We start from the raw sequence: 13494 nt of genomic DNA on the forward strand, positions 1-13494 counted from the left end.
TTTTTTTTGCCTCTCCATCAGGCGCATCGGTCGGTATTCAGGGCTGCACGAGGCTCAGGTTCTGCTCGGCCATGGCCGCCAGCAGACCCTGCAGTGTCCAGAACCTGCGTCCATGGACCTTGTCCCAACTGGGCCGCGACAACCAGTAGCGGCCCAGCGTCTTCTCGATGGGCGTGTGGTAGATGTTGCCGTCGCGACTCAGGTGCACCACCTGGCGCTTGCCTTCTACCTTCTGCAGGTAGAAGGAGCCGGGATGGATCAACCGCGGCGGCGCCGGTTGCAGACCGACGGGCGTGTGGGTCAGCAAGGCTTCCATCTCGGTGGCCAAAGCTAGCTGCGACGCAGTGAGCTCGCCAGTGCCAGCCGACGGACGCAGATGCTGGGTGGGTACTTCCAGCTCCAGCAGAAAGTCGGCTTTGACCATGCCCTGATTGAAATGGGTCTCGAAGCCCGGATCTGAACGCAGGCCAGGTCTGCCGCCGGCATCCGGCGTACTGACCCGTACCCCGATGGCCTTGTTGAGTTCGGCCAGGCCTGGCGTGCCCTTGAAGGTGTTGGCGTGACTGTTGCCCACCAGCGCCACCCAGTTGTGCTCGCCCGTGGCGTGCTGATGGTCGGCAATGACCCGGGTCGCCAGGTAGCTGAACATGCGCTGACGCGCCGTGCTGCGCGCATCCATCACGCCCTTGGCATACCAGCTGGCAGCGCAATCGAGGCTGACCACCTGCAGACCGGCGTCGTGGGCCTTGACCACCACCTGCTCGAAGGTGAAAGGCTGCCCCGCGTCCACTTTGTGGCCGGTGTCGAGCGACTGCAACCGGGCTTTCAACGCCGGTGTCATGACGCCGCTGCCATTGAAGGCTTTGAGGTCGTCGGCCAGGAAATCCATCGGCAGATGCTCGAAGTACAAGGTCTTCACGCCAGTGGCTGCAAGCGTCGCGAAGTTGTCGATCAGAAACCGCTTGGAGGCTGCCGAGGAATGGGCTTCCCCCACCACCAGGCCATTGGCGTTTTCATACACGGCGGCAATCAAGGCAGCAGGTTGAACGTCGCTGGCCAGCACCGGCAGCGGCACGCGCGGTTCGCGCGGTGTGTGCTCGAGGTAGGCATCGGCGTCCTGCAACAACTGCCGGCGCTGGGCGAAGAACCGACTGCGGGCTGCATCCCCCGGCGTGGCCTGCAGCGACGCAGCCATTTCATCGAGGTTGTAGCGCCCCCCTCGGGCCAGTACCTGGCTCATGACCGGACGATCATCCGGTACGATCAGGTAGTCGCCCATGGCGCTGGGGTCGGCAGTGGCCCCGGTGCTGCTTCCTGCACGCGAGCGGCCGCCGGCGCGTAAACCGGTATCCAGATGAGTGACGAAGCGTCCATCGGGGCCTGGTCGAACCGGATGTTCGTGGTTGTTGGCTGCGGTTCGACGCAGGCGCAAAGTGAGTTCGCCGCGGCGACGAAACACTTCGTAGGCCTGGCCATCCTGCCAGAGATAGAGCTTGCCGCCCTGTTTCCAGGTACCGGCGTCGGGTCCGCGCTGGAGCCTGGCGCCGACCAGGCTGACCGACGTCTCGTGGCCTGCGAAACCGTCGAGCCGCGTTCGCTGCGGGCTTACCTGCAGCGCAGCCGGGCGCAGGCCCTGGCGCGGCTTCAAACTGCTGCGCGCGACTTTGGCAGCCGCCATCCCCGGCAGAAATGAAAGCAGGGCGAAACCGAAGTTGAGTTCGGCCGATGCCAGGCGGCGCAAGCCCAGCGCGGGGTCACTGCCCGCAAAGGCCTGCACCGCCTGCCTGGCGTCATGCCAGCCGTCGCTGAGCTGCATCAGCGTACCGATACCCGGCAGGTAGGCAAGCCCGGACATCAATAACTGTTGACCACCCTCGCGCAGTTGCCGCGCGAAAGCCGCACGCACATCCTCGCGGCTGCGAGAGATGAGGCTGGCATCATCGAGCAGCTTCGATCGGTGATCGCGCAGCAGTTTGGCCGCCAGCGGCCAGACAGGATCGGCCAACGGGGAAAACTTGATGAAGCGGCCATAGCTGCGTTGATAAGCCTGCTCGATGTAGCTTTCGCGCGCTGCCGTGGGTTGGCCGACGCCCGCTTGCCCCGCCAACCACCGGCGCACCGATGCGCTGCGCAGGCGCAACAACAGGCTGTCGCGCAGGCCTTGAACACTGGTTGCCTGGATGAAGTGAGCGCCGTGCGGCACATCGGGCAGGTACAGGCAGTGAAGGTCTTGGGCGGGTGCCTGGATCAGCAGCAGGCCGCTGGACAAGTCCGCCTGGCCGGGCCCAAGGCTCAGGGTGACCGCGCCGAGTGACACCCCCAGCGCCGCTTGCGCGGCGGCGGACCTGCACTGCGCCGCCCTTTCCAACATCTGCCAGGCCTGCTCGGTCAGCCAACCCTGACACCAGGCGCCAAACGCCTGCAGCCTGAATGCCGCGCTGTAGGGCAGCGCCATGATCTGCCCGTGCAGCGCGGGCCTGGCCGACGCACCCGCAGCGATGGTGAACAGCGCCTGGACGCTTTCCCGATAACGCCGGGCCACATCGAGTTCAAGCACCAACCTGCGCAAGTAGGGGATGTCCAGGCCGGCCACGCTCACCTCGGCACCGGTGTCTCGATGCACCCATTGCGCATACCCCAGGCGCAAGGTCATCTGCCGGTCGATATTGAGCAAGGCCAATTCGACGATGCTGATCGTGGAATGCGCAGCGCTGGGCACCTGAATCTGCGAGGGCACATTGGGTACCGCCTTGACCTCGACACTGTCGGGCAGCCTCAGCAGCAGTCGCTCGGGGTCGATGCTCTGCTTCAGGTCGGCCTTGAGCCGGGTTTCGAGCAGATCGGCCGCGAAGGCCCGGATCGTGGTCGGCCGACCTTGCAGATACGCCTCCTGGCCCGCCGCCAGCCGGTTGTAGTCATCGAGCAGGCCGGCATAGTGGTTTCGCTGGGTCTGCCCCGCTGTCGCCAGCCAGCGAGGCAACGCCTGCAACACGGCCTGCAGACGGCGCTGCTCGGCGATATGGCCGATGGCTGTTTCTCGTATGCCGTGCGCCGGTTGCCGCAATGCGCTCGCCAGCTCCTCTCGCAGACGCTGCCGGCCTTGGTCATCGGGCATCCGCGCTGCTGCCTGATCGTACCGATCGATCGTCGCGCGAAGGTGGCTGTCGATCCAGTCTCCTTCGACCGGCGTGGTCACCAGTGGCAGTTTTTCCAGCGCCAGCAGCGGTGCCAGGCGTTTCGACGTATCAGCAGGGAAGCGCGCCCAGAGCGCGGTGAAGGTGGGGTCACGCAGACTGGCCGTGACGCACTGCAACAGTTGCTCGAGCGAAGCGAAGCGACGCACGCCACCGTTCTCTCCTGTCAGGAACAGCAGCGCAGGCACGACCTGTTCGGTGTTCACCCACACGCTGGCCGCAGCGATGATGTAGGCTCCAGGCAGCGTGCAGGCATAGGTCGCCTCGCCCACCGCCAATTCGGCGACCACCGTACCCTCCGCGCCCCGCAGGTGAGCGTCAGGCTGATTCACGACCTCCAGTATCCGCTCAAGGTCGGCCTCCTCGAGCGTGCCCTCGCAGACTTGCAGCCCGGCGTCATGGCGCAGGGCGTTGCTCAGTTCCAGCGCCAGCGAATGCTGGCGCGACAGGCCCTGCCCCCTGTCGTGGGCCCAGAATGCACGGGTAGGCCAGGACGCCTCTGTGGTCAGTGCCTCGAGCAGCTGTCGAGTCTTGCCTTGCGCCGCTTGCCAGGCACCGTGGAGCTGGCGGTAATGCTTGTGTTCAGGGCTGTCCAGGGCATCACCTGCATACCCTTGGACACCTCCTTCGCAGGCATCCAGCTTCTGCTTGAGCAACGCCGTGGCGATATCCGGCGTGATGCCGCCAAAGGTCAGCAGCGCCCGCTGGCGCTCGCCATCCGCCCTGATGGCAGCAGCCACCACGGCACTGATGGCCTTGGGCAGAGGAAGCCAGAAGTGTGCCGATCGCTGCCCTGACTCACTGTATTCAGGCGGTGATCCAGCTTCGGCCTGGGCCACCACTTGGCTGGCGATACTGGTCCGCAAACCATGTTCGAGTACGCGCGCTGTGTGTGGAACGAAACGCACCCTGGCGCCCAGGCTTGTGGAAAGGCCCGATAGGCCGTTTGCCGGGAACTGCAAGGCCAGGCGCTGCCGCAGCACGTGGCCCTGGGCGGAAAACAGATACTCGATCAGACCACGTCCAGCCTCGGTGGCGCAGCCGAACTCGAACAACTGCTGTTCCAGCCCAGGGCACACCAGCAAACAGCGTCCTCCACCCCGGCGCTCGATCAACTCGGCGCCGGGCAGCATGGCGTGTGTGCCGTCGCTGGCCAGCAGCGTTATCGTGCTGCACACCAGCAGTACGGCGTCCTCGCCTGGCTGCAGAGCGTCCATCAACAGCCTGCGCCCGGCCTCGGTCACTTCGCCCAACGCTGCCAGCAACTGAGCGCGATGCATCAGGTCTTCGACGCGCAGCGCCTCTGCGTGCTGTAACCGCGATAACACGGTGCCAGGGGCCAGGTCACTCCAATAAAGGTCGGTGTCCGTTTGCAGCTGCGCCCGGGCTTGGTGATCGAGAGACTGGAGCAGCGGTGCCCCTGCCGCCAGGCTCTGCTGCGCGAGCGTTGTCTGGGCAACGGCATCGACCAGGCTCTGCAGGCGATTGAGCAAAGGGGTGCGCAGGTGGTCTTGCCCGATATGGGTATTGAGCAGGCTGTTCAGTTGTTCATCGAGTGAGGTGTCCATGGGTTCGCTCTTGCACATTGGGCGACCACTCTGGACAGCACGGCTCACAACAGCGCGCTACATAAGCGCTACCACCAGACGACGCTCGGTTGGTGGATACGAAGCCCGGCACTGCTTGCATGATTGGCCCAACTAGCAGGAGGCTTCCTTCTCTTGCCGATGAATCCTCCTACAGCGCAAACAGGCCGGTCCGAAAGAGGCTTCCCAAACATCCACGCGATACTTCCTACGCCGAAACAAAAACCTACGCACTCCCCTTGGAAAGGAGAAAGGGTGCTGATTCTTACAAACGCCCTCCTCCACATATGCAAGGCGCATCCGTAAGTCCTGTAGGACTTTTCCTGCCCGTAACATCACAGCATGGCTGCTGGTGCCCGTCTGCAACACCGCCGAAGTGTGATGATTCCACGCAAGGCTTTGACAGTTATGCATTTACACAGGTTATTATCCCTTGGCACGCAGCCTGCATGAGCGACTGCCTTTTCACCTCGTTTTCAGAAACCGGAGTACCGCCCTTGGATGCCACCTTCATCAACAGCCTGTTCTTGATCGGTGCGTTGCTGGTAGGTGCGAGCATTCTGGTCAGCTCGCTTTCCTCCCGCCTGGGCATTCCCATTCTGGTGATCATCCTGGCCGTAGGCATGGCCGCCGGGGTGGACGGCGGCGGCATCATCTTCAACAACTACCCCACGGCCTATCTGGTCGGTAACCTGGCGCTGGCGGTAATCCTGCTCGATGGTGGCCTGCGCACGCGGGTATCGAGCTTTCGCGTGGCGTTGTGGCCCGCCCTGTCGCTGGCCACGGTGGGGGTGCTGATCACCACCGCGCTGACTGGCGCTGTCGCCGCCTGGCTGTTCGACCTGAGCATGATCCAGGGGCTGTTGATCGGCGCCATCGTCGGTTCCACCGATGCGGCGGCGGTGTTCTCGCTGCTGGGCGGCAAGGGCCTGAACGAACGGGTGACCGCCACGCTCGAGATCGAATCGGGCAGCAACGACCCCATGGCGGTGTTCCTCACCGTGACCCTGATCGACATGATCGCCAGCGGCCAGACCGGACTGCATTGGGGCCTGCTGGGGCACCTGCTGCGCGAGTTCGGCATTGGCGGCGTGATTGGTCTGGGCGGCGGCTGGGTCATGCTGCAACTGGTCAACCGCATCAACCTGGCCGCCGGCCTGTACCCGATCCTGGTGGTAGCCGGTGGCCTGCTGGTGTTCGCCCTGACCAACGCGCTGCACGGCAGCGGCTTCCTGGCTGTCTACCTGTGCGGCCTGGTGATGGGCAACAAGCCGATCCGCAGCCGCCATGGCATTTTGCACATGCTCGATGGTATGGCCTGGCTGGCGCAGATCGGCATGTTCCTGGTGCTGGGGCTGCTGGTCACGCCCCACGACCTGCTGCCCATCGCCCTGCCCGCGCTCGCCCTGGCCCTGTGGATGATCCTGGTCGCGCGGCCGCTGTCGGTGATGGTCGGCCTGCTGCCATTCAAGGCGTTCCATGGCCGCGAAAAAGCCTTCATTTCGTGGGTCGGCCTGCGCGGCGCGGTACCGATCATTCTTGCGGTGTTCCCGCTGATGGCCGGGCTGCCGGACGCGCAGCTGTTCTTCAACCTGGCGTTCTTCATCGTACTGGTGTCGCTACTGGTACAAGGCACCAGCCTGCCGTGGGTAGCCAAGCTGCTCAAGGTCACCGTGCCGCCGGATCCCGCGCCGATCTCGCGTTCGGCCCTCGAGGTGCACATCACCAGCGAGTGGGAGCTGTTCGTGTATCGCCTGGGTGCGGAAAAGTGGTGCATCGGGGCAGCCCTGCGCGAGCTGAAAATGCCCGAAGGCACACGTATCGCCGCACTGTTCCGCGGCCAGCAATTGCTCCACCCATCCGGCAGTACCGTGCTCGAAGTGGACGACCTGCTGTGCGTGATCGGCCACGAGCACAACCTGCCGGCCTTGGGCAAACTGTTCAGCCAGGCACCGCAGCGCGGTCTGGACCTGCGTTTCTTCGGCGACTTCGTCCTCGAAGGCGACGCGCAATTGGGCGCAGTGTCGGCGCTCTACGGCCTCAAGCTCGATGGGCTCGACCCGCAGATGCCGCTCAGCCGCTTCATCATTCAGCGGGTTGGCGGCGCGCCGATCGTTGGCGACCACGTAGAATGGAACGGCACCGTCTGGACGGTCGCGGTCATGGACGGAAACCGGATCATGAAAGTGGGCGTGAGATTCCCCGAAGGAAGTCGTCCAGGGCCTGGGCTTTTCCTTTGAATTCCTGGCGAATGAATTCAAGCCCGCTGATGAATGAACGGTCTGCGTACTCAACAACGCTAATACGACCGTTCATCCTGTAAAAAAACATTCAGTTCCCCAACTTTGTACAGACTTTAACTACTGAAGCGGAATACCTTTTTTACTCAGCAAGTTGCGAACAGTGTGCAACATTGCAACGCCCCTCCCCTTTGATTTCTGCCGTTTCCGCTGGCGCGACCATTACATTGACCCTGCTAGCCTGATTGTGTCTCAACTTCTGGTGGAGGGGTCATCTATTTCCAACTGGCCAATGAAATAAACACCGCCAATGTCATTATTCTGGGTGCACAGGAACTTCCCTACTTCGAACATGGCAATACCTCGACAGCGGTCTATCACGCCATGCTCGACGCCCGGCCAACCCCGTACGTGGAGTTGTACAGCGCCCGGGTCGTTCTGACCGTCGATCGGGCATCGGCGCAGGCTTACAAGAACAGTGGCATACCGCTGCTGATGGCAACTTACGAGCGCATCATTGACGTGCAAGAGACGTTACTGGGTCTGGACAAGGCAGAAGAACTTCATGCACCGGCTCCGCTGAAATATCATCTTGTACTGGGTAACCACGGTGGCGCTGGATCGGCACATGCCACCACCGGGTACACGGCATACAACATGGCGTATGCACGAGGGCTGCTTGAACCCGAGCGCCTCAAGGCGGAGTGGGCAGTGCCTCACGAAATAGGTCATCAGAACCAGATGCGCGCCTACTTGCCCAATGATTTCAGCGAAGTGACCAACAACCTCTTCGCCATGGCGACCCAGCGGGTATTCGGTGTGCGGTCGAATTTGACTCACCCCGGCGCGAACGGCAAGGACACCTGGGACAATGCGCTGGAAAAGCAGGCCGCGGCTGATCTGGACATAACCCAGCTATCTGCGTTCGAGCGTCTGGCGGCCCTGGAGCAACTACGCCTTGGGTTTGGCGACGCTTTTTGGCCACGGTTGAACCGGATTGCCCGTGAGCATGGCCCTTGGAGCACAACGCCCTCACGAGCCCAATCGTTCGATAACTTAGCACTGTTCGGGAGCATGGCCGCTTGGGCTGATCTGCGAGCCTTCGTGCGCGCCTGGGGGATGCCTCTTTCAACGGCAGCCGATCAACAAATTGCCGAGATGCGCCTGCCTGCGCCGCCTGCAGATCTGCTGACGCTCAGGGAGCCTCGGGCTGGAGCGAGTGCGAGCTCCAGCCCTGAGAAAGAGCCGGAATGTGGCACCGAGCCGCCCGGCGACACGTCTCTGCTTAAAGATGCCTAGACTGGCTCGAAGGGCGCTGGCCCCAGCGATTTGGTCGGGGCCGCAGTCCGGCCCCGCCCGAGACTGTGTGACGGACCGAAGGCGCATAAACCGGACTGTTCACATGACATAGCCTGGCCTGCGTCAGGCAATGCGGTCATGCACGGGAACCGGATCATGAAAGTGGGCGTCAAATTCCGCGAAGGAAGTCGTCCAGGGCCTGGACTCTTCCTCTAAACTGCCCATCTCTCTTCGAGCTGTACGACGTCTAACCTATGCGCAATTTTCTTTCCGCAGCCCTGCTGGGGCTGTGCATGGCTGTCGCCGGCGTTCAGGCTGCCGACCCCCTCAACCGTGAAACGGTGCAACAGAACCTCGACAAGATCGCCGAGCGCAAGCTGCCAGAAGCCGACCAGAAGGCGCTGCAGCAGGTGTTCGAGCAGACCCTGGGGCTGCTTGGCAACCAGGCCGACAATGAACGCAAGCTGGCCGAGCTCAAGCAGCAACTGGCCGATGCGCCGAAGCAGACCCTGGAGGCGCAGCGCGAGCTGAGCCGTCTCAAGGGCATGCCGATCATCCCTGTGAGCCAGCGCTATGCCACCTTGAGCGTGCCGCAGCTGGAGCAGATCTTCAGCGAGCGCACCACCGAGCAGGGCGAATTGCAAAAGGCCTTGTCCGATGCCAACAGCCTGATCATCACCGCGCAGACCCGCCCGGAACGCGCGCAGACCGAAATCAGCGCCAGCCAGAACCGTATCCAGCAGATCAGCGGCATTCTCAAGCTGGGCAAGAACGACGGCAAGGCGCTGACCCCCGACACGCGCAACCAGTTGGCGGCCGAACAGGCGTCGATCAATGCCTTGATCTACCTGCGCCGCCAGGAGCTGGCCGGCAACAGTACCCTGCAGGACCTGGGCAATGCCCGTCACGACCTGGTGCTGGAGAAGACCACCCGTTTGGAGCAGGAAATCCAGGACCTGCAGACGCTGATCAACCAGAAGCGCCTGGCGCAGTCCCAGGAAACCGTCACCAAGCAGTCGCTGGAAGCACAGAAAGCCGGCGGCAGCAGCGTGCTGGCCACGGAGAGTGCGACCAACGTCAAGCTGTCCGACTACCTGCTGCGCAGCACCGACCGGCTCAACGAGCTGACCCAGCAGAACCTCAAGACCCGCCAGCAGCTGGACAGCGTGACGCAGAGCGACCAGGCCCTGGACGAGCAGATCAGCGTGCTCAAGGGCAGCCTGTTGCTGTCCAAGATTCTCTACAAACAGAAGCAGGCGTTGCCGCACTTGAAGGTCGATCGCGACCTGGCCGACGAGATCGCCGACATCCGCCTGTATCAGTTCGAAGTCAACCAGCAGCGCGAAGCCATCGGCAACCCGGCGGCGTACGTGGACAACCTGATGGTCAATCAGCCACAGGACCAGAACGCGCCGCAATTGCGCAAAAGCCTGCTGGAGTTGGCGGTCACCCGCAGCGACCTGCTCGAACGCCTGAACCGGGAGCTGAGCGCACTGCTCAACGAGTCGATCACTCTGCAGCTCAATCAGAAGCAACTGCTCAGCACCGCGCAAGGCCTGCGTGCCACGCTGGACGAGCAGATGTTCTGGATCCCCAGCAACAAACCGCTGGATGACGAGTGGTTCAAAGCCGTGCCACGACGCCTGGAAAACCAGGTCACCACCCTGCCCTGGGCATCGAGCGTAAGCGAATTGACCGATGGCCTGGTGCAGCGGCCGTTGCTGTTCCTGCCCCTGCTGCTGGTGATCGGCCTGCTGCAGTGGAAGCGCAAGTTTCTCTACCAGAAGCTCAATGCGGTCCATCAGGACATCGGTCACTTCAAGCGCGACCGGCAATGGCACACACCGGCGGCGATTCTGATCAACATTCTGCTGGCCATGCCCATGGCCCTGGGCCTGGCCCTGTGCGGCTACGCCCTGCTGATCGATGCTCGCGGGCAGAATGCCGGTCTTGGCGCGGCCATGTTGCAGATCGCCCAGGCCTGGCTGGTGTTCTACACCGCCTATCGCATCCTTGCCCCCGGCGGCGTGGCCGAGCTGCATTTTCGCTGGGAGCGTGCGCAGGTGGCCTTCCTCCAGGGCTGGGTGCGCCGGCTGGGCTTCGTCGTGCTGGCGCTGGTGTCGGTGGTGGCGGTGGCCGAACTGCAACCCTCGGCGCTGGCGGATGACGTGCTCGGCATTGCCGTGGTGCTGACCTGCTACGCATTGATGGCCTGGCTGCTGGGACGCTTGTTGGTCAGCAGCCCGACCCACAAGAGCGCTTCACTGTTCCGCCGTACCATCGGCCTGTTGTTCACCGCGCTGCCGATCGCGCTGTTCGTGGCTGTGTGTTTTGGCTACTACTACACGGCGCTCAAGCTCACCGACCGGCTGATCGACACCCTGTATCTGCTGATGATCTGGCTGGTCATCGAAGCCGCATTCGTGCGTGGCCTGAGCGTCGCCGCCCGGCGCCTGGCCTACCAACGGGCACTGGCCAAGCGGCAGACGGCGAAGGACAGCGGCGAAGGCGAAGCAGTCGCCGAAGAGCCGACCCTGGACATCGAGCAGGTCAACCAGCAGTCCTTGCGCCTGGTGCGCCTGGCCTTGCTGGCCGGCTTCATCGGCGCGCTGTACTGGGTCTGGAGCGATTTGATCAGCGTATTCGCCTATCTGGACAACATCACCCTGTACGAGTACACCAGCGGCACCGGCGCGGCCATGAGCATGGTGCCGATCAGCCTCAGCGACTTCATCGGTGCGGCGGTGATCATCGGTATCACCTTCGTGCTGGCCGGCAACCTGCCGGGGCTGCTGGAGGTGCTGGTGCTGTCCAAGCTCAACCTGGCCCAGGGCAGCGCCTACGCCACCACGACGTTGTTGTCGTACGTGATCGCCGGGGTGGGTTTCGTGTCCACGCTGTCGACCCTGGGGGTGAGCTGGGACAAGCTGCAGTGGCTGGTCGCGGCGCTCTCGGTAGGGCTGGGTTTCGGCATGCAGGAGATCTTCGCCAATTTCATTTCCGGCATCATGATTCTGTTCGAGCGCCCGGTGCGCATCGGCGACACCATCACCATCGGCAACCTGTCGGGAACGGTGAGCAAGATCCGCATTCGCGCCACCACCATCACCGACTTCGATCGCAAGGACATCATCGTCCCCAACAAGACCTTCATCACCGGGCAACTGATCAACTGGTCGCTGACCGACACCATCACCCGGGTGACGTTGAAGCTGGGCGTGGACTACGGCTCGGACCTGGACCTGGTGCGCACCCTGCTGCTCAAGGCTGCGCGAGACAACCCGCGGGTGCTCAAGGACCCGGAGCCACTGGTGTATTTCCTCAACTTCGGCGAAAGCACCCTGGACCACGAGTTGCGCATGCACGTGCGTGACCTGGGTGACCGCAACCCGGTCCTGGACGAGATCAACCGCTTCATCAACAAGGAATTCAAGCGTCAGAACATCAACATTTCGTTCCGGCAAATGGAGATCTACCTGAAGAACACCACCGGCCGCGAGTACAAGCTGGTGCCCGCCGAGCCTGGAGAAAGTGCCGGCACCCTGCAGCCGGCGGCGACGCCTGCGCCGGCCGAGCCACCGAGCGCACCCCAGGCCGTGGAAGCACCCAAGCCACCGCCCTCGAAACTTGATTGAGCGCACCGCGCCAACGGAGAACGCACATGAAAGGCCTCGATGAACTGATCTTCGACAACCGCTTCGCCCGCCTGGGCGACGTTTTCTCCACCCACGTGCTGCCCGAGCCGATCGACAACCCACGGCTGGTAGTGGCCAGCGATGCGGCGATGAGCCTGCTGGACCTGGACCCGGCATGCGCCCGAACGCCACTGTTCGCCGAGCTGTTCAGCGGGCACAAACTGTGGAGCGAGACCGAACCACGGGCGATGATCTACTCGGGCCATCAGTTCGGCGGCTACACGCCACAGCTGGGCGATGGCCGCGGTGTGCTGCTGGGCGAGGTGTACAACGAGGCCGGCGAGCACTGGGACCTGCATCTCAAGGGTGCCGGGCAGACGCCCTACTCGCGCATGGGCGATGGCCGGGCGGTGCTGCGTTCCTCGATCCGCGAGTTCCTCGCTTCCGAAGCCTTGCATGCCTTGGGCATTCCCAGCAGTCGCGCACTGTGCGTGATTGCATCGGACACTCCGGTGTGGCGCGAGAAGCAGGAACGCGCTGCCATGCTCCTGCGCCTTTCCCCCAGCCATGTGCGTTTCGGGCATTTCGAGTACTTCTACTACACGCGCCAACCCGAACTGCAGAAACAGCTGGTCGACCATGTGCTGGCAGCCCACTTCCCCGGCTGTGCAACCCAACCCGAACCCTACCTCGACATGTTCCGCGAAGTCGTCGAGCGCAACGCCGAACTGATCGCCCAGTGGCAGGCCTACGGGTTCTGTCATGGGGTGATGAACACCGACAACATGTCGATCCTGGGCATTACCTTCGACTTCGGGCCGTACGCCTTCCTCGACGATTTCGATGCGAATTTCATCTGCAACCACTCCGACCATCAAGGCCGCTACAGCTTCAGCAACCAGGTGCCCGTGGCGCACTGGAACCTGAGCGCCCTGGCTCAATCGTTGACGCCGCTGATCAGCGTGGAGGCGCTGCAGGAAGCACTGGGGTTGTTCCTGCCGCTGTACGAGGCGGCCTGGCTGGACATCATGCGGCGGCGACTGGGTTTCACCCTGGCCGAAGAGGGCGACAAGGTGTTGCTCGAACGCCTGCTGGGGCTGATGCAGAACAGCGGTGTGGACTACAACCTGTTCTTCCGCCGCTTGGGTGAGGACGGCTCGCTGGCCGTACTGCGCGACGATTTCGTCGATATCCAGGGCTTCGATGCCTGGGCAGGCGATTACCAGGCGCGCATGGAGCGCGATGTGGTGGAAGGCCGCACGGAACGCATGAACCAGGTCAACCCGTTGTACATCCTGCGCAATTACCTGGCGCAAAAAGCCATCGATGCGGTCGAAGACGGTGACTATTCGGAGGTGCGCCGCCTGCACCAAGTGCTTTGCAATCCATTCGAAGCGCAGCCGGGCATGGAAAGTTACGCCGAACGGCCACCGGAGTGGGGCAAGCATCTGGAGATCAGTTGTTCGTCGTGAGCAACACTGGCCGCGAACGCTGCACCGCAGTGCATCAGGCAGACCGCATCCTGCCCTTCGCGGCCGAT

The 13494-nt window shown here is 63.1% G+C and carries 5 protein-coding genes; 4 read left to right on the top strand and 1 reads right to left on the bottom strand.

Annotation, left to right across the window (positions count from 1 at the left end):
* Positions 1-37: 37 nt before the first annotated feature.
* Positions 38-4762, bottom strand: a complete 4725-nt coding sequence (locus ONG87_RS19475; RefSeq protein WP_264381875.1) for a membrane-targeted effector domain-containing toxin — start codon at positions 4760-4762, stop codon at positions 38-40.
* A gap of 515 nt (positions 4763-5277) precedes the next feature.
* Here ONG87_RS19475 and ONG87_RS19480 point away from each other — a divergent pair.
* The 4 genes from ONG87_RS19480 (at position 5278) to selO (ending at position 13426) form a co-directional block, all read left to right on the top strand.
* Entirely contained in the window at positions 5278-7020 is a 1743-nt protein-coding gene (locus ONG87_RS19480; RefSeq protein WP_122479769.1) for a potassium/proton antiporter, read from the top strand.
* A gap of 384 nt (positions 7021-7404) precedes the next feature.
* A complete protein-coding gene (locus ONG87_RS19485; RefSeq protein WP_240998840.1) occupies positions 7405-8319 on the top strand; it encodes a M60 family metallopeptidase in 915 nt (304 codons plus the stop codon).
* A gap of 254 nt (positions 8320-8573) precedes the next feature.
* A complete protein-coding gene (gene mscK / locus ONG87_RS19490; RefSeq protein ID WP_264381876.1) occupies positions 8574-11954 on the top strand; it encodes a mechanosensitive channel MscK in 3381 nt (1126 codons plus the stop codon).
* 26 nt (positions 11955-11980) lie between these two features.
* Positions 11981-13426 (top strand): protein adenylyltransferase SelO, encoded by a 1446-nt coding sequence (gene selO / locus ONG87_RS19495; RefSeq protein ID WP_264381877.1) that lies wholly within the window; start codon positions 11981-11983, stop codon positions 13424-13426.
* Positions 13427-13494 lie beyond the last annotated feature (68 nt).

Origin of the sequence: Pseudomonas sp. MM227 (assembly GCF_947090715.1) — a bacterium.
GTDB classification, from domain to species: Bacteria; Pseudomonadota; Gammaproteobacteria; order Pseudomonadales; family Pseudomonadaceae; genus Aquipseudomonas; species Aquipseudomonas baltica.